The organism is Paraburkholderia sp. JHI2823, from assembly GCF_038900695.1.
GTDB lineage: Bacteria > Pseudomonadota > Gammaproteobacteria > Burkholderiales > Burkholderiaceae > Paraburkholderia > Paraburkholderia mimosarum.
In genome coordinates, this window is sequence record NZ_JAYMRY010000003.1 from 84,199 (window position 1) to 106,309 (window position 22,111).

Annotated in this window: 20 protein-coding genes; 7 read left to right on the forward strand and 13 right to left on the reverse strand. The window is 65.5% G+C overall.

Annotation, left to right across the window (positions count from 1 at the left end; genetic code table 11):
- Positions 1–209: 209 nt before the first annotated feature.
- Positions 210–1,031, reverse strand: coding sequence for a polyphosphate kinase 2 (ppk2, locus tag VSR34_RS04790; RefSeq protein ID WP_028210360.1), 822 nt, complete (start codon positions 1,029–1,031; stop codon positions 210–212).
- Positions 1,032–1,625: 594 nt separating this feature from the next.
- Between ppk2 and VSR34_RS04795 the strand changes: the two genes are divergently transcribed.
- Entirely contained in the window at positions 1,626–2,633 is a 1,008-nt protein-coding gene (locus VSR34_RS04795) for a hypothetical protein (protein ID WP_342961995.1), read from the forward strand.
- A 171-nt stretch (positions 2,634–2,804) separates the two neighbouring features.
- Here VSR34_RS04795 and VSR34_RS04800 read toward each other — a convergent pair whose 3' ends face one another.
- From VSR34_RS04800 to VSR34_RS04810, 3 genes are all read right to left on the reverse strand, one after another.
- A complete protein-coding gene (locus VSR34_RS04800) occupies positions 2,805–4,931 on the reverse strand; it encodes a phospholipase C, phosphocholine-specific (protein ID WP_028210359.1) in 2,127 nt (708 codons plus the stop codon).
- Between the two features lie 79 nt (positions 4,932–5,010).
- Positions 5,011–5,424: a hypothetical protein gene (locus VSR34_RS04805; RefSeq protein WP_155836769.1), complete on the reverse strand. Its 414-nt coding sequence runs from the start codon at positions 5,422–5,424 to the stop codon at positions 5,011–5,013.
- Positions 5,425–5,594: 170 nt separating this feature from the next.
- Positions 5,595–5,948 carry a DUF1330 domain-containing protein gene (locus tag VSR34_RS04810; protein WP_342961996.1) on the reverse strand — a complete coding sequence of 118 codons (354 nt, stop codon included), beginning with the start codon at positions 5,946–5,948 and terminating at the stop codon, positions 5,595–5,597.
- A gap of 162 nt (positions 5,949–6,110) precedes the next feature.
- Between VSR34_RS04810 and VSR34_RS04815 the strand changes: the two genes are divergently transcribed.
- Entirely contained in the window at positions 6,111–6,329 is a 219-nt protein-coding gene (locus VSR34_RS04815; protein WP_028210358.1) for a hypothetical protein, read from the forward strand.
- Between the two features lie 19 nt (positions 6,330–6,348).
- Here VSR34_RS04815 and VSR34_RS04820 read toward each other — a convergent pair whose 3' ends face one another.
- Positions 6,349–8,481 (reverse strand): tetratricopeptide repeat protein, encoded by a 2,133-nt coding sequence (locus tag VSR34_RS04820; protein WP_342961997.1) that lies wholly within the window; start codon positions 8,479–8,481, stop codon positions 6,349–6,351.
- 488 nt (positions 8,482–8,969) lie between these two features.
- Positions 8,970–10,034, reverse strand: coding sequence for an alcohol dehydrogenase (locus tag VSR34_RS04825; protein WP_342962110.1), 1,065 nt, complete (start codon positions 10,032–10,034; stop codon positions 8,970–8,972).
- Between the two features lie 176 nt (positions 10,035–10,210).
- Between VSR34_RS04825 and VSR34_RS04830 the strand changes: the two genes are divergently transcribed.
- The gene (locus VSR34_RS04830; protein ID WP_342961998.1) at positions 10,211–10,627 is read left to right on the forward strand and encodes a MarR family transcriptional regulator; all 417 of its coding nucleotides are present in this window, start codon (positions 10,211–10,213) and stop codon (positions 10,625–10,627) included.
- 88 nt (positions 10,628–10,715) lie between these two features.
- On the forward strand, positions 10,716–10,868 hold the full coding sequence (locus VSR34_RS04835; RefSeq protein WP_028210353.1) for a hypothetical protein: 153 nt from the start codon (positions 10,716–10,718) through the stop codon (positions 10,866–10,868).
- Positions 10,869–10,907: 39 nt separating this feature from the next.
- Here the strand turns inward: VSR34_RS04835 and zwf are convergent, their stop codons facing one another.
- Positions 10,908–12,383, reverse strand: a complete 1,476-nt coding sequence (gene zwf / locus VSR34_RS04840; protein WP_028210352.1) for a glucose-6-phosphate dehydrogenase — start codon at positions 12,381–12,383, stop codon at positions 10,908–10,910.
- 292 nt (positions 12,384–12,675) lie between these two features.
- Entirely contained in the window at positions 12,676–14,019 is a 1,344-nt protein-coding gene (locus tag VSR34_RS04845; RefSeq protein ID WP_342961999.1) for an Nramp family divalent metal transporter, read from the reverse strand.
- 264 nt (positions 14,020–14,283) lie between these two features.
- Here VSR34_RS04845 and VSR34_RS04850 point away from each other — a divergent pair, with 264 nt between their 5' ends.
- From VSR34_RS04850 to VSR34_RS04860, 3 genes are all read left to right on the forward strand, one after another.
- Entirely contained in the window at positions 14,284–15,255 is a 972-nt protein-coding gene (locus tag VSR34_RS04850; RefSeq protein ID WP_342962111.1) for a beta-propeller fold lactonase family protein, read from the forward strand.
- 13 nt (positions 15,256–15,268) lie between these two features.
- The gene (locus VSR34_RS04855; RefSeq protein ID WP_028210349.1) at positions 15,269–16,276 is read left to right on the forward strand and encodes a sterol desaturase family protein; all 1,008 of its coding nucleotides are present in this window, start codon (positions 15,269–15,271) and stop codon (positions 16,274–16,276) included.
- Between the two features lie 138 nt (positions 16,277–16,414).
- Positions 16,415–17,536, forward strand: a complete 1,122-nt coding sequence (locus VSR34_RS04860) for a 3-deoxy-7-phosphoheptulonate synthase (RefSeq protein ID WP_342962000.1) — start codon at positions 16,415–16,417, stop codon at positions 17,534–17,536.
- Between the two features lie 18 nt (positions 17,537–17,554).
- Here the strand turns inward: VSR34_RS04860 and VSR34_RS04865 are convergent, their stop codons facing one another.
- The 5 genes from VSR34_RS04865 to VSR34_RS04885 are packed head-to-tail and all read right to left on the reverse strand — an operon-like array spanning position 17,555 to position 22,101.
- Positions 17,555–17,935: a PIN domain-containing protein gene (locus tag VSR34_RS04865; RefSeq protein WP_342962001.1), complete on the reverse strand. Its 381-nt coding sequence runs from the start codon at positions 17,933–17,935 to the stop codon at positions 17,555–17,557.
- Entirely contained in the window at positions 17,935–18,138 is a 204-nt protein-coding gene (locus VSR34_RS04870) for a type II toxin-antitoxin system VapB family antitoxin (RefSeq protein ID WP_342962002.1), read from the reverse strand. Before VSR34_RS04870 ends, VSR34_RS04865 begins: the two co-directional genes overlap by 1 nt.
- 54 nt (positions 18,139–18,192) lie before the next feature.
- Complete coding sequence (locus tag VSR34_RS04875) at positions 18,193–18,849, reverse strand: DUF2894 domain-containing protein (RefSeq protein WP_342962003.1); 657 nt, start codon at positions 18,847–18,849, stop codon at positions 18,193–18,195.
- Positions 18,839–19,486 carry an OmpA family protein gene (locus tag VSR34_RS04880; protein WP_028210346.1) on the reverse strand — a complete coding sequence of 216 codons (648 nt, stop codon included), beginning with the start codon at positions 19,484–19,486 and terminating at the stop codon, positions 18,839–18,841. The genes VSR34_RS04875 and VSR34_RS04880 overlap by 11 nt, the downstream gene beginning before the upstream one ends.
- Positions 19,483–22,101 (reverse strand): DUF802 domain-containing protein, encoded by a 2,619-nt coding sequence (locus VSR34_RS04885; protein WP_342962004.1) that lies wholly within the window; start codon positions 22,099–22,101, stop codon positions 19,483–19,485. Before VSR34_RS04885 ends, VSR34_RS04880 begins: the two co-directional genes overlap by 4 nt.
- Between the last annotated feature and the right edge of the window lie 10 nt (positions 22,102–22,111).

Below are 22,111 nucleotides of genomic sequence, written 5' to 3' on the forward strand. Positions count from 1 at the left end.
ATTCCTCGAATCCGCTTTTTGAATTGCAGTCCGAACCATTCATGGAGGGCACGGACGAATAACCTGCTTTCCATACTGCCGCTTGACCAATCGGATCATGTCCTTGCCCGCGCGTTGCAGGAACACGTGGAGGCATTCGGTCGCGCGTCGTTTGCGACTTCGGCGTGCAATCCCGGGTCTCCTTTCTGGCGGACGCGATGCGGCGCTACTCAATATTTTTCGGGCACGTACCTGAAAGGATGGTCCAGTTCGCGGTACCCCCCGGCCTTTTGCCGGTGAGGCAACGACACCTTCTCCCTCGGTACGCTATGGTACGGAATCTTGCTGAGCAAATGACTGATCGCATTCAGCCGCGCGCGCTTTTTGTCGTCGGAACGCACGACGAACCAGGGTGCGATGTCGGTGTCGGTCAATGCAAACATTTGGTCGCGGGCCCGTGAATAGTCATACCAGCGACGATAGGACTCGAGGTCCATCGGCGAAAGCTTCCAGACTTTGCGCTCGTCGTGGATGCGGTCTTCGAGCCGCCGGGTCTGCTCCTCGGGACTCACCTCAAGCCAGTACTTGATCAGGATGACGCCCGAATGAATGACTGCACGCTCCACGAGCGGCACGATCATCAGGAATTCCTGCGCCTCATCCTCCGTGCAGAAGCCCATGACGCGCTCGACGCCCGCGCGGTTGTACCAGCTCCGGTCGAAAAGGACGACCTCGCCGGCGGCCGGCAGGTGCGGTATATAACGCTGCATGTACATCTGGGTCTTTTCGCGTTCCGACGGCGCAGGCAGCGCAATCACCCGGAACACGCGCGGGCTCGTGCGCTCGGTGATAGCCTTGATGGTGCCCCCCTTGCCGGCACCGTCGCGCCCTTCAAACACCACGCAGACTTTCGCCCCGGTGTGCACAACCCATTCCTGCATCTTGACCAGTTCGACGTGCAGGTGACGAAGTGCCTCCAGATACATCTTGTCGTCGACTTTGCCGTCTGCGTTCGGCTTGTCGCCCCTGGCTTCTTTAGGTGTTCCAGACATTTCGCTACTCCTGGAAAAAGCCATGCCCACTTTCCAGTCGTGTCACCGTGCAGGGAATGCGAGCAGAATGACCGATTCTGTCGGACCGCCCACGAGTTGAACACGACGAGAGTGCTCGGGTAGCGGCTCGGCATTTAAAGCCTAAGAGAACGCACTTTGCGATGATTGACCTAGATCAGCGAACAGCGTCTATTGCCATGCGGAGCCAACATCGCGATCGGAGGGACGTAACCCATCCGCTCAGACTGTTGCAGTGCTGCCGCCGCGAACCTGCTGCTCGAAGGACCGAAATGGAGGAGCGCGTGATAAAGAACGAGTATCGGTTCCACCGGTAGTCCGGTCAGCGAGCACGTTAACTAACATTCGGATTAGCTTGCTGAAATTCGACCTGCATTTCGAATGACTACTGCTACGTTCGTTCAAAACAAAGACGCTCGCCGATACGCTGGACGATTTTCTGATGCTCGGTGCATATGATATTCATCCCATCAGAAATCCTTACTACAATTTTTGGATCGGGTTAATGTCGGTCCTCGTGGCCGTGCCGATTGGCGGTTCTGGATCGTTCCATGTCAGCGAACAAGGAGAGAGCAAATGCCCGGCTATGAGGTCATCAGTAAATATCGATTCCTGAAAACCAAAAAGGAGAAGGGCAAGGACCGGGAAATCGTGAAGCAGGACGGTGATGCGCTGGACGCCGATTACCGGGACTTTGGGAAGATTTTTGATCTCTTTGAAAATCTCGATAGTTTCAAAGCGGGCCTCGAGACCGTGTCGGGTTTGTTGTGGGAGAACTATCGCACGATCACCAATCAGCGCAACCAGCGTCTCTACACGCCTGTTCCTGCGCCTCCTCCCGGCAATCTGTTCACGCGGTGCCTGGGCATGCTGGCACATCAATATGGCTTCACTTTTCAACAAGGGCTTTCCGCCGAGACGGATTTCAATACGGCGCCAATCGGGACCACGCTCATCGCCGGCGATCCGTTCATTGGCTCCTTGATCAGGGCGAAGCTGTTCTGGAAAGATGCCATCAGCGCCGATCATGGTGAACACAGTCACAGCCTGCAATGGCTCGTGGCCGCGCAGCTATTGAACGGCCAGACAACGAGCAGCATTCCCGACCTGTACGCCAGAACGGTGGACTACTGGATCATGAGCCGGGGCGTGGACACCATCAATTTATGGCAGCTTCTCGTCGACAGTTTTCCTGCCACCGGCACCACCGCGCGGGATCCCGACAAGCGGCTGCTAACCGATTCCTGGCGCTGCCCGCAAAATGTCACCCGCTACCTGCTTGGGAACCGCAATGGCTTCCAGCCCATTGCCGGGCATTTCGTTTCCAACTATCTGTACAAAAGATATTCAAACAGGAACTGGATCAGCATCACGACAAACAAGGAGACAAATACGAGCAAAATTAATCTGGCGAACATTTATACCGATACCGCCGCCAAAGCCAAAGAAGGCTGGAAGCAGGGTGAAGTCAACCCCGCGCGGCTGACACGCAAGACCGTCACGCCCGGCGACATAGGCGATCGCGGCGTGACTAAGGTGGAGTTTCACAGCGCTCCGGGGCTGTTGTATATGAAAGAAGGATGACGAAAATGCAATGCGGCGAACTCAGTGCTCGGTCGTCGAATTCCCGAGCGCTGAAGCGCCTGGTCGAAATCCAGTGAACCACGGGGCGAGGTAAAAAAAGCGGCGCCCGGAAGACGCCGCAACCAGGGAATAGACAGGAAACCTGATGGTGTAAGCAGCTTCGCACCGGGCTCAGCCTAGCCTGCTCACCGGCACGACCGCCGCCGGGTCGCTGATGCTCGGCCGGCCGTTCTCGATGTGTCCGGCGAAGCGCCACGCGAAGGTGGCGTCGTCGCGGCTGGTGACCGTGAGGTCATACCAGTGATGGCTCGACGCAAGAACCCAGACTTCCTCGATGTGGCCGCCTGCCGGCACGATCACATTGCGCCCGTGTGCGCCATAGGCGTTGTCGGTCACGTTCAGGTGCGCGACGCTCGTCCCCGTGTTCGAGAACGCGAGGAAGAGATTGCCGTTGGCGATGTCGTAGTGCGCCGACACGTAAGGTTGCGGCGAGCGGCCTGACTTCCCCGGACCCGATTGCGCGGCCGTGCCCGCGAAGCGCCGCACGAAACCGTTGGGGCCGTGCACTTCGAACGCGTAGATGCCGTTCGTCACGCTCAGATCCCATGTGTCGTCGAGCGACTTGCCCGCTTCGACGGTATAGCGCCAGGGACCGTCGCTGCGATTCGTGCCGTACACGTAGAAGTGCGCGCCCTCGCGGCCCGTATTTGCGATCGTGATTGAAAGCGTGTTGTTCAGCGCTTCCGGCTTCGCATTCACATGAAGCTCGTAAGGGAGCGCGCGTGCGTAACGCACACCGGGCTCCTGCGGGTCGATCGGCTGGGGCGTGGCCGGCACCGTCGGCGCCGAGTTGACCGAGCACTGGTTGTCGGCCAGCGCCATGTAGTTGCTCGTGTCGGGCAGTGAGGGCATCGTGGCGTCGGGCGTGCGGAAGTCGAAGCATGTCGTGAGATCGCCGCACACCGCGCGTCGCCATGCCGTGATGTTGGGCTCCTGTACGCCGAACCGTGCTTCGATGAAGCGGATCACCGAAGTATGATCGAACACCTGCGAGCAGACGAAGCCCCCCTTGCTCCACGGCGAAACCACGGTCATCGGCACGCGCGGGCCCAGGCCATACGGCAGGCCGTCGGCGGTGTACTTGCCGCCGCGCAGCGGGTTGACCACGTTGTGAATCTCGCCGTCCACGCTCACGGTCGACTTGCCCTGGGTAGGCAGCGTGGGCGGCTGCGGCGGCACGATGTGGTCGAAGAAGCCGTCGTTCTCGTCATACATGATGAATAACACGGTCTTGCTCCAGACTTCGGGGTTCGAAGTCAGGGCGTCGAGAATCTGCGACGTGTACTCCGCGCCATAGGCCGGCGTGTACTTCGGGTGCTCCGAGAACGCCGCAGGTGGCAGGAGCCACGAGACCTGCGGAAGATTATTCTGGAGTACGTCGTTTTTCAGCTCGGCGATCGTGCGCACGGTTTGCGCGCGCTGGTACAGCGCCGAGCCCGGCTGCGCGTTGATGAAGTTCGCGAAGTTCTGCAGGATGTTCGTCCCGTAGTTGCCGTTCAGCGGATCGCTGCCGTTCGTGCCCTGCTGGTAGATCTGCCACGAAATGCCGGCGGCTTGCAGGCGCTCGGGGTAGGTCGTCCACGAGAGGAGTTGATACGTGGGCGGCACGTCGTTGTCCACGTAGTCGTTGTTGTCGAGCAGCGGGCCGCCCATCGTGCCGGTCGGATCGACCATGCCGGTCATGAGGTAGGCGCGGTTCGGATGCGTCGGACCGGGCAGCGAGCAGAAGTAGTTGTCGCACACCGTGAAGGCATCGGCCAGCGCGTAATGGAATGGAATGTCGGCGCGCAGGTAGTAGCCCATCGTCATGTCGGTCTTGTACTGCGGCCACTGGTTGTAAAGACCGTTGTTGATCGCGTAGTGCGTGGGGTACCACGCGTGGTCGAGATCGCCCACGCATTGTGCGCTCGTCTTGAACGTGTCGAGATGGAACGGCAGCACGGGTTTCGTCGCGTCCGCCTTCGAGGGCTGATACCACACGGGCAGGCCGCCGGGCAGCGGAATCGGCAGGCGGTCGTTGTAGCCGCGAACGCCGCGCAGATGGCCGAAGTAGTGGTCGAACGAGCGGTTCTCCTGCATGAACACGACGATGTGCTCGACATCGCGGATCGTGCCCGTGCGCGAATTGGCCGGTATGGCCAGCGCATTGCGGATCGATTCGGGGAGAACGGTCATCGCGGCGGCGGCGCCCGACTGCGCGACGGTCTGCAGGAAACGGCGGCGACTGGTTGACGTCATTGCTGTTCACCTTTCTGCTTGAGGTTGGCGTGTCGTGCCCCGACGGTGGGCTGGCACAGGGGCACGCAGGTGCGGTGCTTCAATGGCTGGGCATGGCCGAACTGCTGGAATCGTTGCCGTTGCTGGCCTGGGTTTGCGCGGTTTCGCCTGGCGCGTAGCTCATGACCGGCGTGACCTGATCGCCGTCGGCGGCGAGGCTGGCCTGTGCCCTCTGCACGGAGTCGCTCGCGGTGGTTGCCACGTTCGCGCCATGAGCGGGCGTGGCGCCCGGGTTCGCCAAAACGCGCGCATCGGGCTGCGGCGATGTCGCCGCGCTGTTTGCCGATGGCGATGGCGATGGCGTTGCGGCTTGCTGGCTTTGCGCGGACGTCGGCGTTAGCGGCGTCGATGAGCCGTAACCGGGGCCGCATGCATCGAGCATGATCGTTGCGAGCACAACGATAACTGCGGTCGGCAGGGTCGCCGACACGCGGTAGGGGAGGTGCATTCTCACGTGCGCATCCGTTCTCTGAGGATGGGTCGCGCACAGTTTCGTCGCCGTTGAAGAAAAAATTGTGAAACGCGAGAAAACGTTTGCGCGAGTCGAAATCAGCGCTTCAACGCTCCGCATTACAAGCATGTGCTCGCAGATTCTCTGCTAACGAAATGCTTTCGCGTCGTGTGTCACGCAGCGGGAGGATCGCTGTCATGGTGGGCGGCGCGCAGAACGTCGGTAGCGCGATGCGGCATCTCGACCTGATCGATCAGGAACACGTCGCCGCGCGAATGTCCGGTGCGCAGCGGCAGGATCGCCTGATAGGCGCTCGAGCGATACCACTCGCGCGCGATTTCGCGGCTCGCGAACTCGATCATGATGAGGTCGCCGGAAAACTTGCCTTCGAGCCGCTCGACGCGTCCACCATGAATGATGAAACGGCCGCCATAGGGGGCGAGGGTGGCGTCGATCTTCCCCAGGTACTCGACGATGGCGGGGCACGGTTCGACGTCGCGCAGATGGGCGATAGCGTAAGCGGTCATGGCAGTCCTCGTGAGCGTGAAGCAGGATGAAAGGGGCTAACGCTTGCGAGAATAGGGCGCGCCGGGCGGCGAATCGATTACCTGGGAGGTAAGGCCGGCGGAGTAAAATACGCACATTCCGAAGCCCGGCCCGGGACGTTCCCGCTTTTCGCCACCGCCGCCATGAACCCGTCACCCGAGAACAAGCCTGCGCGCAAGCAGCCGCCCAAATGGCTGTTGAACACCCTCACGGCGCTCGTGGGCGTGCTGACGCTCGCGCTCGGTATCGGCTGGATCGTCTACAAGTGGGTCGTCGATATGGAGATTCCGTACTTCGCCATTCCGCTCGTGATGTGCGTGCCGGTGATCGTCGCCGTGGCGTTCCGCAACATCTGGGATTGAGGCGCGCCCAGCACCGCTTTCAAATCCCGAAGCGCTCGGCGCACGCCACCCGCACGCGCTCCACTACGGCCGGCCACGCTTCGTCGACGCGCTGGCGGAAGAGGCGCATCGTGCCCGGATACCACGGCGAATCTTCGCGCTCGTGCATCCAGCGCCAGTCCAGGTCGTAATGCGGCAGCAGCACCCAGCACGGCTTGCCGAGCGACGCCGCCAGATGCGCGGTGGACGTATCCACGCAAACCATGAGATCGAGCTGCGCGACGATGGCCGCCGTATCGACGAAATCGCGCACGTCCGAGCCGAGGTGCAGCAGCGGCAGGCTCGCGGGCGGGTTGCGGGCTTCGTCTTCGCCCTGACCTTTCTGCAGGCTCACGAAGCGCACCCCCGGCAGGTTCCAGAGCGGCGCGAGCGCGGCGAGCGTTGGCAGCGAGCGGTGCGCGTCGTTGAAATGCTTCGCGTTGCCCTTCCAGACGATGCCGATGCGCGGCCCCGGCGCGAGCGTGGCAAGGCGCGCGCCCCAGTGCTCGACGAGCGCGGGCTCGGGCGTCACGACGAGCGGCGCGGGGATCGTGTCGAGCGTCGTGCCAAGACGGTGAGGCACGCTTATCGGGCTCACCCAGTAGTCGAACTGCGCGGTGGCAGCGGCGGCGGCTTCGTGGCCCAGCACGGCGTCGATGCCGTCGGCGCCGCTGAAGAGCCGATGCAGCGGCGCCTGGCACGCGAACGCGATGTGCGCCGCGCCTTGCGCCTTGAGCACGCGAGCATAACGCCCGAATTGCAGCATGTCGCCGAGGCCGTCTTCCTGCCACAGCAACAGCGACTTGCCGGCCAGCGGTTCGCCCTGCCAGACGGGGCACTGCAGCAGGCCTTGTGTCGCGTGATGCACGAAACCGGGCATCGTATAGCGGCATTCGTAGCGCGCGAAGCCTTCCTCGAATCGGCCCATGCTGATGAGCAGCGTGGCGAGGCGGAATTTGGCGTCGCCGTACTCGGGGTTCGCGTCGAGTGCGCGGCGGTAGGCCGCTTCCGCTTCGTCGAGCCGGCCGTATTCCTTCAGCAGGCTCGCCACGTTGAAATGCGCCTCGGCGAAGTCGGGCCGCACGGCAAGCGCCTCGTGAAGCACGTCGAGCGCTTCGCCGCGCCGCCCGAGCGCCATCAGCACGCAGGCGAGATTGTTCCAGGCCTCGACCCGGCCGGGCAAGCGGCGCATCGTCTCGCGATAAGCGGCCTCAGCTTCGGGCAGCCGCTCCAGCGTATGCAGCGCGACGCCCAGGTTGTAATGCGCCTCGGCGTGATCGGGCGCGAGCGCGAGCGTCTCGCGAAAGGCCGCCTGGGCCTCGGGCACGCGCTTGAGATCGGTGAGCACGCAACCCAGGTTGTTGAGCGCGTCCACGAAATTGGGGCGTATCTGGAGCGCGAGGCGCACCGCGAGTTCCGCTTCGGCGAGCCTGCCGGATGCCTTGAGCAGCATGGCGAGATGGTTGAGCGCCTCCGGATACTGCGGCTGGATCAGCAGGGCCTGGCGAAAGGCCTCCGCCGCGTCGTCGCCTCGTCCCAGGTCTCGCAGCAACGTGCCGAGGCCGTTGTACGCCTTCGCATGGCGTGCATTGGCGGCAATGGCGGCGCGCAACGCGCTTTCGGCTTCGGTGAGGCGGCCTTGCCGGTGCAGCAGCAGTCCCAGGTTGTAGTGCGCGTCGGCGTGGCTGGGGCATTGCGCGAGTACCGCGCAAAACGCAGCTTCCGCTTCGGCGTGCCGCTCCTGGCGCTGCAGGACGACGCCGAGATTGCTGCGTGCGTCGATGTCGGCGGGCGTGAGGTTCAGCAGCCGTTCATAAAGCGCCTGCGCTGGCGCGAGGGCGCCGAGCGTCGCATAGAGCCCAGCGAGTCCGCGGTACGCCTCCGCGAAGTCCGGTTTTGCGGCGAGGCAGCGCTGCCAGAGCGTCTCGGCGCGCGCGACGTCGCCCATGCCCGTTGCGCTGAGCGCCGCGAGATTGAGCGCCGGCGCGAGCGTCGTGTCGTCGGTCGTCGCGCCCTCGCCGACGAGCGGTTCGAGCAGCGCGAGCGCTTGCGCGAAGCGGTGCGCCTCGCAATGCGCGTTGGCTTCGCGCAGGATGTCGTCGGGGGCGGGCGCGAGGGGCGTCGTAATGATCACGGTGAACGGTAGAAGCGGTGGTGCGCAGCTGTCTGCCTCGCACGAACAATGGGCCAGTCTCGAGGTTACGACAGCTGCGCTTCAGGCAACGGCGCGAACTGGGCGCATACGTTGCCCTTATTCGAGCAATGAGCGCGCAATGAGCCGGGTTGGCTGGCCAAGGCTTGCAGAACGCTTGCGAAATGGCGCGGCGCAGTGGGGAGACCGTAAGGGACATTGTTCGGCACGCACGGGCAGACCGGATGTGCCGATTTCTCGCTGGCGCCGCGCGCTCGGCGGCCACGTTCCCGAACTGCCGGAAACCCGCGCGAGCAAGAGCCGCCACGCGCTCACGCCGACACTCGCGCGACACGAGAATCCGGGCCCCGGCGCCCGCAGGCGCGATATGCGTGGGAACGGGAGGCGACTCAACCGGTGAATTGATTCGGCATCCGGATGACATGGCATCGCGTGCGGCGAGCGCCCGCGCGCAATGCCATGCCGCGTGCTCACGGCACGAGAACTTGCCGCCCGACCACCTTGCCTTGTGCGAGCGCCTCGAACGCGTCGTTGATTTCCGTGAGCGGCCGCGCCGAGACCGGCGAAGGCTGCATCCTGCCTTCGCGCGTGAGCGTCACGAGTTCGCGCAACTCGGGCAGCGTGCCCACATAGCTGCCTTCGATCTTCAGCGGCCGCATCGGGATGATGGGTAGCGAGAGCGTGAGATCCCCGCCCATCAGCCCGACGATCACGACATGGCCGCCGCGCGCGCAGGAATCGAGCGCGAGCCTGACCGTAGGCGTCGCGCCCACGAGGTCGAGCACCGCGCGCGCGCCGCCGCCCGTCGCGGCGATGACCTGCTGTAGCGCGTCGCTCGCTCGCGCGTCGATGGCGGCTAGCGCGCCGGCGGCGAGCGCCGCTTCGCGCTTGGCGGGGTCCACGTCCACGACGACCGCGCCCTGCGCGCCCAGCGCCTTGAGCACTTCGAGCGCCATCATGCCAAGACCGCCCGCGCCGATCACGACCACGGGGCCTTCGTGTATGCGCTCGCCAAACTTCTTCACGGCCGAATACGTCGTCACGCCCGCGCAGGCGAGCGGTGCGGCCTTCACGGGATCGAGGCCGGCGAGATCCACGAGATAGCGCGGATGCGGCACGATCACGTAGTCGGCGAAACCGCCGTCGCGCAGCACGCCGAGCGACTGCGGCTTCGCGCAGATGTTCTCTTCGCCGCGCTTGCAGGCCGCGCATTCGCCGCAGCCGATCCACGGATGCACGACTGCGGACGTCCCCGCTGGGAGTGCTTCTGTAGCGGCTTGCGCATCGGGCCCGAGCGCCACGACCTCGCCGCAGATTTCATGGCTCGGCGTGAGCGGCAGCTTGATGCCGCGATCGGCGAGCGAGAGTTTCTTGCCGCCGCCCAGATCGTAGTAGCCCTCCCAGATGTGCAGGTCGGAATGGCACAGGCCCGCGGCCTTCACGCGCAGCAGCACCTCGGTGCCCTTTGGCTGGGGCACCTCGCGCTCGATCAGTTCCAGTGGCTTGCCGTGATGGATAACGCAGTAGCAGCGCATTTGCATCGATGTCTCCGTGATTGTGGTGTTCGACGGCCAGGCGATGACGATTGCTTCGCATCATAACGGATGCGGTGCAAACGCTATTTCCCTTGCAGGGTGCTCGATTCGTCCGAGGGTAGACGCAACACATGCTGATCGTTGCATAGCTAACGATATCCGGATATGCTACGCACATGTTCGATCATTGCCTTTACTTCAACACCACGGCGCTCGCGCGGCGCCTGGAGCGCGAATGGGCGGAGGCCTTCGAGCGCTTCGAGCTTACGCCGCCGCAGGGTTTCATGCTGCGCGCGGTGCTGGAGCGGCCCGGTTCGCTCCAGCGCGAACTGGCCGAGTTGCTTTCCATCGCCCGGCCCACGGCCACGCGCGTGCTCGACGGTCTGGAGGCGCGCGGCTATGTGGAGCGCCAGCGCACGGAGGGCGACGGACGCGAAGTGGCGATCGTGCCCACGGCACAGGCCCTTGCGATTGGCGAGGCGCTCAACGCCGCGAGCGCGACGGTCACGAGCCGCATGAAGCGCACGCTGGGTGGCGAAGCGTTTGTCGATACGGTGTCGCGCCTGCGCACGGCGCGCGCCACATTGGGCTGAATCCGCACGGCACGCGCGAAGCCCGGCAGGCTACAAGAAGGGCATCAAAGCGGCATCAAAGTGGCATCAAAAAATACGGAGTTGCATCATGCGGCGCATCGGCGCTTTTTGTATTTCGACGTGGCTCGCGGCCGCCGTTCTTTTTCTCGGCCGTCACTCGGTGCCGTTGATGGCGCTGAGCGGTGTAATCGTGTTTGCGGGCTTCGATCTTTTTCGTCCCGATTCCGGCGATCAGCAATAAAAGCCGGCGGCCGCCGCGCGGCGCCCGCCGTGTCTCACATTACATTTCCTCGGCCCACGAGAGGTTCTCGCGCGCGAGCAGCGCCGACGATGCCGCCGGCCCGAACGTGCCCGACGTGTAAGTGCGCGGGCGGTCGTTCAGTTCCTTCCAGCCGTGCAGAATCGGCTCGACCCACTTCCATGCGGCTTCCAGTTCGTCGCGGCGCATGAAGTGCGTGAGGCGCCCGCGAATCACGTCGATCAGCAAGCGCTCGTAGGCTTCCGCGCGGCGCTCGGGAATGGCCTGCTGGAGATCGAGGTTCAGGCTCACCGGCAGCATGTTCATGCCGCTGCCCGGTTCCTTCGCGAGCATCTGCAACTGGATCGATTCTTCGGGCTGAAGCTGGATCACGAGACGATTGCCGTAATTGCGCGGACCGCTCGGGAAGATCGAGAACGGCAGGTCCGCGAATTCGATCACGATCTCCGACTGGCGCTTCTGCAGGCGCTTGCCGGTGCGCAGGAAGAACGGCACGTTGGCCCAGCGCCAGTTGTTGATGTGCGCGCGCAGCGCCACGAACGTTTCGGCCTTGCTGTCGGCCGGCACGTTGTCTTCTTCCAGGTAGCCCTTCACCGGCTGGCCGTCCACGGCGCCCGCCGCGTATTGGCCGCGCACGGTGTCCCGCGCGATATCGGCGAGCGACATCGGGCGCAGCGAGCGCAGCACCTTGAGCTTTTCGTCGCGCACGGCGTCCGGGTCGAGCGAAACGGGCGGCTCCATTGCCACGATGCACAGCAGTTGCAGCAGGTGGTTCTGCACCATGTCGCGCAGCGCACCCGTGTGATCGTAGAAGCCCGCGCGGCTGCCCACGCCCACCGTTTCCGCCACCGTGATCTGCACGCTGCGGATGTACGGCGCCTGCCAGAGCGGCCCGAAGATCGGGTTGCCGAAGCGCAGCACCATCAGGTTCTGCACCGTTTCCTTGCCCAGATAGTGGTCGATCCGGTAGATCTGCGACTCGGCGAAATGCCGGCCCACCGACTCGTTGATCTGCTGCGCCGAGGCGAGATCGTGGCCGAGCGGTTTTTCGAGCACCACACGCGAGCTGCCGTCGACGAGGCCGCCCGTCGTGAGGTTGTCGCAAATCGTCGTGAAGAGTTCGGGCGACGTCGAGAGATAGAACACGCGCAGCGCATGCTCGCGCGACGCCGCCTTCAGGTTCGCGTAGTCGGCGGGCGCGTTCACGTCGATGATCACGTACTGGAACAGGTTCAGATAGCGGTCCCACGCCTGCGCGTCGAACGCTTTGGCATCGATGAACGGACGCGACTGCTCGTCCATGAAGCTGCGGTAGTCGTCGATCGTCCAGTTCTTGCGGCCCACGGCGATGATGCGCGTTTCGGGCGGCAGGTTGCCGTGCAGGTGCGCCATGTAGAGCGCGGGCAGCAGTTTGCGCGCGGCCAGGTCGCCTCCGCCGCCGAAAATGATCATGTCGACGGGCTGTTCGGGCAAGGCTTGGGCAGGCTGATTCGTCATGGCAGGTCGGAGGTGGCGCGCGCTCGGGTCTGCGCTTTGGGCTCGCTCTGGATTCGCTCAGGGCTCACTTTGGGCTCATCCATGCGGCTTTCGGGCGGGGACGCTCGCGCGCGGTTGCAAAAGCCGCGCCCGTCACGAGAACGGGGCGCGGCGAAAACGCTAATGGTGCATGGTTTCGCCCGAGTTTGCACGCGTGGCGCGAAGGGGCCGTTGCGCGGCACGCTCACATCGATAAACCGACCGGCCGTTCATTTTGACGATCGCGCGGGCATCCGGCTTTTTTACGCGCGCGTCACCCGAGTCCAGGCAGCGCCCCGCCGAAGGTCACCAGCAGCAGCGCAACGTTGAGCACGAGCACGACGAGCGCGCCCGCAGCGGCGCCAATCGCCGTGAGCGCGCGATTGCGATGCGGCCCCATGATGTCGGCGCGGCACGTGAGCCAGACGAGCGCGGCCATCGGGAACGGCAGCGCGAGGCTCAGCACGACCTGGCTCATCACGAGCGCCTCGGTCGCGTTCACGCCGAGCGCCACGACGACGAAGCTCGGCACCATCGTCACCACGCGGCGCAGCCATAGCGGAATGCGGAAGTTCACGAAGCCCTGCATGATCATTTGCCCGGCGAGCGTGCCGACCACGGAGCTGGAAATGCCCGAGGCGATCAGCGAGACGAGGAAGATGCTCGCGGCGGCCGCGCCCAGCAGCGGGGCGAGCGTGCGGTAGGCGGTCCCGATTTCGGCGACATCGGCATAGCCCTGGTGGAAGGCGCCCGAGGCCATGACCACCATCGCCATGTTGATGAGGCCGGCCACCGAAAGCGCGACCACGACTTCGACGTTAGAAAACTTCACGAGGCGCGCGCGCTCGGTGTCGTCGCGCGCGAGCACGCGCGCCTGGGTGAGCCCGGAGTGCAGGAAGAGTGCATGCGGCATCACCGTTGCGCCGATGATGCCCACCGCGATCGTCACGGCTTGCGCATCGGGCAGGCGCGGCGTGGCGAGCTGGCGGAGGAGAGTCGGCCACTCGACGGGCGCGATGAAAAGTTCGAGCACATAGCAGATGCCGATCACACCCACGAGCGCGCCGATCACGAGTTCGAGCGGCCGGAAGCCCGCGCGCTCCAGAAACAGCAGCGCATAGGTCACGACAGCGGTGACGGCCATGCCCGCCAGCAGCGGCAGATGAAAGAGCAGCGCGAGGCCGATCGCGCCGCCGAGAAATTCGGCGAGATCGGTGGCCATGGCCGCGATTTCGCTCACGATCCACATGAGCCACACGAGCGGCGCGGGCAGCGTGTCGCGGCACAGTTCGGCGAGATTGCGGCCCGTGGCGATGCCGAGCTTCGCCGAGAGCCCCTGGAAAAGCATGGCGATCACATTGGCGAGCAGTACCACCCACAGCAGCGCATAGCCGTAGCGCGCGCCGGCCTGGATGTTGGTCGCGAAATTGCCGGGGTCGATATAGGCGACGGAGACGACCACGGCCGGACCCGCGAGCGGCAGCAGAAGGGCGACGCCGCGGCGGCGTCCTTCGAGCGCTTCGCGCACTGCGGCGGCCGTGCTGCGGGTCAGGCCGTCGGGGGCGCGCACGGCGGTGTCCGCGCTATCTGCGCGGTCTTCGCGGGCGCGATGGTCCATGCAACTTCTCGCGAGAGTTAGGGTCTGTACGCGCAGCCCATCGCCGTAACCGTCGCATCGCGTGGCTGCAAATGCGTTGCACAGGCGTCATCGGAATCGGGGCCTCACACGTTAAGCAGGCAATCCGCGCGCCTGCCTTAGCGGTATCTCAGCACAAACCGGCGCCGCGCGCCTTCGCTGCAGTTTCTCCCTTACGAAATGCCTCAATTCCCGATCTTTTCGCTTACACCGGTGCGCATAAAAAAAACGCTCGCGACTGCGCTGCTGAATTGCGGCCTCATCGGCGGCCTTGCATGGGGCGCGCTCGCCCACGCCGACGACAAGGTCATCGTGCTCGATTCGGGCGAGGCCAGGCTCTCGCTCATCGACGAGGCAAGCCGCACCGTGGTCGGCACCGAGCCCACCGGCAAGGAGCCGCATCACCTGATGATCACGCCCGACGGCAAGTCGCTGATCGTCGCGGATTCGGTGTCGAACGACCTGCTGTTCCTCGACCCGCATACGGGGCAGGTGCAAAGCCGCCTGGAGGGCATCGAAGATCCGTACCAGCTCGGCTTTTCGCCCGACCACAAATGGTTCGTGACCGCGGGCCTGCGCCTCGACCGCGTGGACGTATACCGCTACGACGGCAAGAACCTCACGCTCGCGAAACGCATCGCGCTCGGGAAAACGCCGAGCCACATCACCTTCGCCTCGGACAGCAAGACCGCGTTCGTGACGCTGCAGGACACGGGCGAAGTGGCCGCCATCGATCTGCCGACGCAAACGGTGCTCTGGAAGCTGCCCGTGGGCAGCACGCCCGCGGGCCTGTGGATGACGCCCGGCGACAAGTACCTGCTGGTCGGCATGACGGGCGAGGACGACGTGGCCGTGGTGGACTGGCACAACCGCACGGTCGTGAAAAGGATCCAGACCGGCCGTGGCGCGCATAACTTCCGCAATCTCGACGACGGCACGCATGTGGCCGTCTCGAACCGCGTGGAAAGCACGATCAGCATTCTCGACTACACCACGCTCACGAAGGTCGGCGACATCACGGGCCTGCGTCCCGGCCCCGACGACATGGAGCTGTCCGCCGACAAGCGCTACCTGTGGGTGACGTTCCGCTTCGCGAGACACGTGGGGATCATCGACCTGAACACGCGCCAGCTGATCGACACCATTGCGGTGGGCCGTTCGCCGCACGGCATCTATTTCGCGAACCGCGCGCCCGTCTACGCGCCCAACGCGGATTGATGCAGGGGTCCGAATGATCGATACGCTGATTTCGCAGGCCGACAACCTCGTGTCGTGGCTGCAGACGCTCGTCTACGTGGACGTGGTGCAGCCGGCCTTCTACAAGATCGGCCTGATGGGCTACGACGAGGACACCTACGACGCGCTGTACTGGGTGATCGTGGGCGTGCTGCAGGTTTGCGCGTCGTATCTGCTGCTGCGCCCGCTCGAAGCGTTGCGACCCGCGGAGCAATGGCGCGACCGCAAGGCGCTGCGCGCCGACGTCTGGTACACGTGGATCGCCAAGCTAGGCATCCTGAACATCGCGTTCTTCTTTCTGTTGACGCCGTTGTTCAATCACTGGCAGAGCCTGATGGCGATCTACAGCGTCCCGAACATCGAAGTGGACAGTCTGTGGCCCGGCGTGACCGACAAGCCGCTGGTGTCGTTCCTGATCTATCTCGTCGTGCTCGACTTCGCGGGCTACTGGTATCACCGCTGGCAGCATCGCTTCGGCGTGTGGTGGGAGCTGCACGCCGTGCACCATAGCCAGCAGCAGATGTCGATGTGGTGCGACGATCGCAATCATTTCCTCGACGATGTTCTTCAGGCCGCGTTTTTCGCTGGCATCTCGCTCTTCATCGGCGTGCAGCCCGCGCAGTTCGTCGTGCTCGTGGCAATGAGCAACTTCATGCAGAGCGTGCAGCACGTGAACGCGCGCCTCGATTTCGGGTGGCTGCTCGAACGGATCGTCGTGAGCCCGGCGTTTCACCGCCGTCATCATGCGATCGGCTACGGGCACGAAGGCACGCGCTACGGCTGCAACTTCGGCGTGCTGTTTCCCTGGTGGGACATGATGTTCCGCACCGCGTCGTGGAGCAAGGCGCAGGAACCCACCGGCATTCGCGACCAGTTGCCCGCGCCGCACGGCAAGGGCGTGAGCTATGGCGAAGGGCTGCTCGCCCAGCAGTGGTTCGCGCTGGTGCGCATCGCGCGCCGGCTGGCGGGCAAGGGCTATCCGATGGGCGATGCGGCGCGCTGATCGTGGCGGCGCACGTTGCGGGTTCTTTCGCGAGGCGGTCTTCGGGCCGCCTCGTTTCGTTTCGGAGGCTGCCGGCGCGCCGGATGCGATAATCGTGGCTTGATCCCCCATGCATCTAGCCCGTAGCTGGAGAACATCTTGAGCCGTATCGACAATCCGCAGCACGACCAGGAAGTCGGCGTGGCCGACGCCACCCAGGACACGACCCGCATCGACGACACGCGCATCGGCGCCGTGCGTCCGCTCATTTCGCCCGCGCTGCTGCTCGACGAGCTGCCCGTGCCGCAGGACACGCAAACGCTCGTCGAGACGAGCCGCGGCGAGATCGCCGAGGTGCTCGCGCAGCGCGACGACCGGCTCGTGGTGGTGGTGGGCCCGTGTTCGATCCACGACCACGATCAGGCCATCGAATACGCGAAGCTGCTCAAGGCGAAGGCTGACACGCTCGAGGACGATCTGCTGATCGTCATGCGCGTGTACTTCGAGAAGCCGCGCACCACCGTGGGCTGGAAGGGCTATATCAACGATCCGCGTCTGGACGGCAGCTTCCGCATCAACGAGGGCTTGCGCGCGGCGCGCCAGCTGCTGCTCGACATCAACGCGCTGGGCCTGCCCACGGCCACGGAATTTCTAGATCTGCTGAGTCCGCAATTCATCGCCGACCTCGTCGCGTGGGGCGCGATCGGCGCGCGCACGACCGAGAGTCAGAGCCATCGTCAGCTCGCCTCGGGCCTTTCGTGCCCGATCGGCTTCAAGAACGGCACCGACGGCGGCGTGCAGGTGGCCACCGACGCCATCGTCGCCGCGCGCGCGAGCCACGCATTCATGGGCATGACGAAGATGGGCATGGCCGCCATCTTCGAAACGCGCGGCAACGACGACTGCCACGTGATCCTTCGCGGCGGCAAGAGCGGGCCGAACTACGATGCGACCTCGGTGGCGGCGTGCTGCGCGTCGCTCGCGAAGGCGGGGCTGCGCGAGCAGGTCATGATCGACTGCTCGCATGCGAACTCGAACAAGGCGCATCAGCGGCAGATCGACGTCGCGCGCAACATCGGCGAGCAGCTCGAAGGCGGCGAAAAGCGCATTGTCGGCGTGATGATCGAGAGCCATCTCGAAGAGGGCCGCCAGGATCTGAAGCCGGGCGTGCCGCTTCAGCGCGGCGTGTCGATTACCGATGCGTGCATCAGCTGGGCGCAGACGGCGCCCGTGCTCGATGGGCTGGCGCAGGCGGTGCGGGCGCGGCGCAAGGCGGGGTGAGGGTGTGGCGGATAGCGATCAGTGCGCTGTAGGTGGCCAAGCTGCGCCGAGTTGAGCGGCGAGTGCTGCCAGTCGGTGGTCGAGAGTCCAGAGGCGGGCGCCGGGTGTCATCAAGGTCGATGCGTGCAGCGTAAGGTCGATGCCGCCGCAGCCTTTGCCGTAAAGCCGCTCGACTTCGATGAACTGCATGACATCAGTTGGCGTTGCGTGTTGGGCGTGTTGCAGCAACCCGATGTCATGCAGCGTGCGCGCCCGTGGCGCGGGTGGTGTCCCGCAGGCCAGCTCGACGAGCACGAGTGGATGCGTGAGAGCTTGGTCGCTCGTGATCAACTCGACGAGCTGCTCGTTGCCGTGACGGAAATGGTCGACCCAGACCGACGTATCGATCAATACGCTCATTACGCGGTTGGCTCGGGACGTCGACGCTCGATGGCCGGCATGTCGGGCGCTGCGCCGCCGAGTGCGGCGAGGCGTTTGGCGGCCTGGACGCGGACGAAGGTCTGGATTGCCTCCCGGATGAGTCCCGCCTTGTCGATGCCTGGTTCGGCCAATTCGAGCGCCTGCTGGTACAGGGCGTCGTCGATCGTGACAGTGGTGCGCATGGGAGTTGCCTCGAAAACTGATGCCTAAGTGCACCAAAGGGATCGGAGCCGGGATTAGCGCCCCTTCCCCCGCGCCCCCTTCTTCGCCGATGAAGCGCGCGGCGCTTCCTTGACCGGCGCCGCGACCGCCACGCTCGCACTCCACTGCTCGAGCCACGAAAGCGCATCGGCATACGCGAGGAAATGCTGAAGATAGCCCGGCGAGACTTCGCGCATGAGCGAGAGCGCGCGATGCACGAGGCTACTCGAATTGAGCGGCCCCGCGTTCCTCGGCACCTGGTCCAGCGACTGGCGCAGCTGCTTTTCGGTGCGTACGCGCGACCAGGTTTTGCGGAAGTATTCGACCAGCTCCGGGTCCGGCTCGTGCCGCGCGCTTCCCGCCGGTCGCGCCGGCTCCACGCGCGCGAGCGAATCGACGAGGCGGCCCAGCTCGCTCCTCGCCGGCTCGTCGCCCAGCACGCGCGTGGTCTTCGATGTCCCGCGCGCGAGGTCGCCGGCGAAGGCGTCGAGCAGTTCCGCCAGGCGCGCGTCCATGAGGCGCCGCGCTTCACCCGCGTGCGCGGCGGCGCGCCGCTCCAGCGCCTCGATCAGATGAAAGCGCACCGGGTCGAGCCGGTCGGCGCCGCGCGCGCGCCAGACTTCGAGCAGGGCGCGCGCGCCGGATGCCTCGGGCGCGGCAGGCGCTCGATGCGGGCCCGCGTCATTCACCATGCTTGCCCTCGCCGACAGTCGGCCGCGGCACCGGCGCGATCTCGACGCGGCGGTTTTTCGCGCGGCCCGCTTCGTCGGTGTTCGCGCTCACCGGCTGCTCCGAGCCGAACGCGGCCGCGAACACCGACTTCGCCGGAACGCCCTGATCGATGAACGCGCGTGTGACCGTCAGCGCGCGTTCGGCCGAAAGCTCCCAGTTGTCGGCGAAGCGGCGGTTGCCCGCGTGCACCTGCTGATCGTCGGCGAAACCGCTCACCATCAGGATCTCGTCGCGGCTCTTCAAATACGCCGCGAGCGGCCCCGCGAGGCTCTTGAGCAGATCGCGGCCCTGCGGCGTCAGCTGGTCCGAGTTCAGCGCGAACAGCACGCTGCCGCTGATGCCGATGCGCCCGTTCACGAGCGTCACGCGCCCGGCGGCGAGCGGGCCCGCAAGCGCCTCTTCGAGCGTCTTGCGCCGCTGCGTCTCGGCCTTGCGCTGCTTGACCTCGTCGGCGAGGCGGCTCGACAGTTCGAGCTGCATGCCGACCACGCCCACGAGGATCAGCAGGAACGCGCCCAGCAGCACCGACATCAGGTCGGCGAACGCGGGCCAGACCGGCGCGGCGGGGGCCGCGCCGCCGTCGATTTCGTCGTTCATGCCGCGTCCACTCCTTCGGTGGCGCGCTGGCCGGCGAGCTGCTGGAGGTTCTCGACGATCTGCTTCTGCGACAGCATGCTCAGGTCGATCACTTCACGCGCCTGCGCCACGTAGTAGGCGAGCTGGTCGTCGCTGCGCGCGAGCGACTTGTCGAGCGCGGCCTCGATGCGCTCGAGATGCGCCACGAGCTTGTCGTTCGATTCGCCGAACACGGTGACGGCCGCGCCGAACGCGTCGCCAAGGCTCGCCACTTCCACGGCGCTGCCGCTCACCTGCGCGGCGATCGCGCCGAGCTTGCCGCTTTGCGCCTCGACGTTCGCGCTGAACTGGCCGCCCACGCGCTCGAGCAGGTCCGCCGAGGTGGAGACGAGCGCGTCGATCGCCGAGCGCTGCTCGGTGGAGGCGCGGTTCACGGCGTCGAGCAGGGTTTCGAGCGTGGCGAGCAGGCGGTTGCGCTCGTCGAGCATCGCGGTGTCGCGGACCATGCTGTCCGAGAGCTTCTGGCGCAGCTCGGCGATGACTTCGGCGGCTGCCTGCGGGGCGGCGGACGCGGCCTGCACGAGGCTGCCGATTTCGGCGATCGTGCTCGCGTTATGGGCCTGCGATTGCGAGGTGATGTCGCTGGCGGTTCGGGCCAGGGTTTCGCAGATGTCCTGCTGGCGTTGCGCGGTGGCCGCGCTCGTGGCTTCCCATTCCTGGCGCAGCGCGGCGGACATCGTCGCAAGCGAGGCGGTCCAGGCTTCGAGACGTTGCTCGTCGCGCGCGGAGATTTCGGCGTGCAGGTTCGCGGCGGCCTTCGGTGCTTCGGAAGCGGCTTCGACCAGACGATCGATTTCGGCGATCGTCTTGCTCGAGTGCTGCTGGGATTGCTCAGCGATGTCGTTTGCGGTCTGAGCAAGCGTCGCGCAGATTTCCTGCTGACGTTGCGCGCTCGCCGCGCTCGTTTCTTCCCACTCTTTGCGCAGCGCGGCGGACATCGTCGCAAGCGAGGCGGTCCAGGCTTCGAGGCGTTGCTCGTCGCGCGCAGAAATTTCCGCGTGCAGGTTCGCGGCGGCCTTCGGTGCTTCGGCGGCCGCTTCCACCAGACGATCGATTTCGGCGATCGTCTTGCTCGATTGCTGCTGGGATTGCGCAGCGATCTCGTTCGCGGTTTGGGCAAGCGTCGCGCAGATGTCCTGCTGACGTTGCGCGGTGGCCGCACTTGTCGCTTCCCACTCCTTGCGCAGTGCGGCGGCCATCGTCGCGAGCGCTTCGGCCCAGCTTGCGAGCCGCGCTTCGTCGCGCTCACCGAGCTTCGTTTGCAGCTCGGCATGCGACTCGTCCACCGCGCGCAGCAGCGAAGCCGAGTGTTGTTCGAACGCGGCTGCGGCCCTGGCGAGCGCCTGTTCGTTGCCGGCAGCGAGCGTTTCGCCCGCGCGTTGCTGTTGTTCGAGCGCCGCTTGCCACGCTTGCGACATCGTTCCCGAGGCGCTTTCGATGCGCGTCGACACGTTTTCGAGCAGTCCCGCCGCCCGTTGCTCGAAGCTGGCGTTGAAGCGCTCGAGCGCGCCGCCCAGGCCGGCGGCGAACGCCTCGTTCGTCTCGCGATGCTGGGCGAGCGCGCGGTTCCAGATTTCGGCGACGTTCGCGGTCGAGGCCTCGAAGCCGCTCACGAGCCCTTCGACTTGCCGCTGCACGGCCTGCGTGAGCGCGGTTTGCATCGACGCCGATTCGCGCGCGAGGCCCGCCATGGTCGCTTCCACGACCGGCTGGAGCGCCGCCCCCGCGGCGCGCGCGCTTTCGGCGGCGCTCGACTTGAGCGACTGGCCCACGGAGGCCGCGAGGCGGCTCCAGGCGGCCTCGGCGTTGGCGGCGAAGGCCTGCTGGCTCGCGATCTGCTGCTCGTGCTGCGCGGCGCTCTGGCGCTCGGTCAGCGTCATCAGCGCCTGCAGCTTGTCGACCAGCGCGGGCATGGCGTCGGCCTGGCGTTGCAGCAGCTTGAAAGAGGCGTCGCGCTGGTGGGCGGGCGAAAAGGCGCGCAGCGTCGTGGCGATCTTCACGTCGAGCTGTTGCGCGGCTTCGATGCGCTCGCGGCGGCAGAGCGCCGAAAGCAGGCCGAGCATGGCGGACGTGGCCACACCCGCGATCGAGGTGCCGAACGCGAAGCCGAGGCCGTTCACGGGCGCGGCGAGCGAGGCGCGGATCGCATCGAGGTCCGCGGCGCTCTCCAGCGCCGCGCCCGTGCCCTTGAGCGTGACGACCATGCCGAGCAGCGTGCCGAGCATGCCGAGCAGCACGAGCAGGCCCGTGAGGTACGGCGCGAGCGCCGGGCCAGGCAGGGCCGCGCGCTCGCCTTCGATGCGTGCGCGCACCGGGTTGCGCAGGCCGGGGCTCAGGGTGTCGAGCCAGCCGGCGAGGCGCGCGGGCGGCGCGCTCAGTTGCGCGATGGCCTTCGCCAGCGTAGCCGTGGCCTGGTGAAACCGATAAAGCTCCCACGCGCCCGTGACATAGCACGCGCCGATCAGCAGCGTGACGGCGCTCGCTAGCGGATTCGAGACGAGATAGCCCGCGCCGATCCAGCAAACGGCGGCGAGGCCCACGACGAAGACAACGGGTTCAATGCGAAAACGGGACATAGCGCGGGAC

What these genes read in the sequence shown, in the direction of transcription:
- VSR34_RS04835 (WP_028210353.1), top strand. Translation starts at nt 10,716, where the DNA reads ATGCGGCGCATCGGCGCTTTTTGTATTTCGACGTGGCTCGCGGCCGCC.
- zwf (WP_028210352.1), bottom strand. Translation starts at nt 12,383, where the DNA reads ATGACGAATCAGCCTGCCCAAGCCTTGCCCGAACAGCCCGTCGACATG.
- ppk2 (WP_028210360.1), bottom strand. Translation starts at nt 1,031, where the DNA reads ATGTCTGGAACACCTAAAGAAGCCAGGGGCGACAAGCCGAACGCAGAC.
- VSR34_RS04830 (WP_342961998.1), top strand. Translation starts at nt 10,211, where the DNA reads ATGTTCGATCATTGCCTTTACTTCAACACCACGGCGCTCGCGCGGCGC.
- VSR34_RS04825 (WP_342962110.1), bottom strand. Translation starts at nt 10,034, where the DNA reads ATGCGCTGCTACTGCGTTATCCATCACGGCAAGCCACTGGAACTGATC.
- VSR34_RS04885 (WP_342962004.1), bottom strand. Translation starts at nt 22,101, where the DNA reads ATGTCCCGTTTTCGCATTGAACCCGTTGTCTTCGTCGTGGGCCTCGCC.
- VSR34_RS04845 (WP_342961999.1), bottom strand. Translation starts at nt 14,019, where the DNA reads ATGGACCATCGCGCCCGCGAAGACCGCGCAGATAGCGCGGACACCGCC.
- VSR34_RS04880 (WP_028210346.1), bottom strand. Translation starts at nt 19,486, where the DNA reads ATGAACGACGAAATCGACGGCGGCGCGGCCCCCGCCGCGCCGGTCTGG.
- VSR34_RS04815 (WP_028210358.1), top strand. Translation starts at nt 6,111, where the DNA reads ATGAACCCGTCACCCGAGAACAAGCCTGCGCGCAAGCAGCCGCCCAAA.
- VSR34_RS04875 (WP_342962003.1), bottom strand. Translation starts at nt 18,849, where the DNA reads ATGGTGAATGACGCGGGCCCGCATCGAGCGCCTGCCGCGCCCGAGGCA.
- VSR34_RS04800 (WP_028210359.1), bottom strand. Translation starts at nt 4,931, where the DNA reads ATGACGTCAACCAGTCGCCGCCGTTTCCTGCAGACCGTCGCGCAGTCG.
- VSR34_RS04810 (WP_342961996.1), bottom strand. Translation starts at nt 5,948, where the DNA reads ATGACCGCTTACGCTATCGCCCATCTGCGCGACGTCGAACCGTGCCCC.
- VSR34_RS04855 (WP_028210349.1), top strand. Translation starts at nt 15,269, where the DNA reads ATGATCGATACGCTGATTTCGCAGGCCGACAACCTCGTGTCGTGGCTG.
- VSR34_RS04865 (WP_342962001.1), bottom strand. Translation starts at nt 17,935, where the DNA reads ATGAGCGTATTGATCGATACGTCGGTCTGGGTCGACCATTTCCGTCAC.
- VSR34_RS04795 (WP_342961995.1), top strand. Translation starts at nt 1,626, where the DNA reads ATGCCCGGCTATGAGGTCATCAGTAAATATCGATTCCTGAAAACCAAA.
- VSR34_RS04870 (WP_342962002.1), bottom strand. Translation starts at nt 18,138, where the DNA reads ATGCGCACCACTGTCACGATCGACGACGCCCTGTACCAGCAGGCGCTC.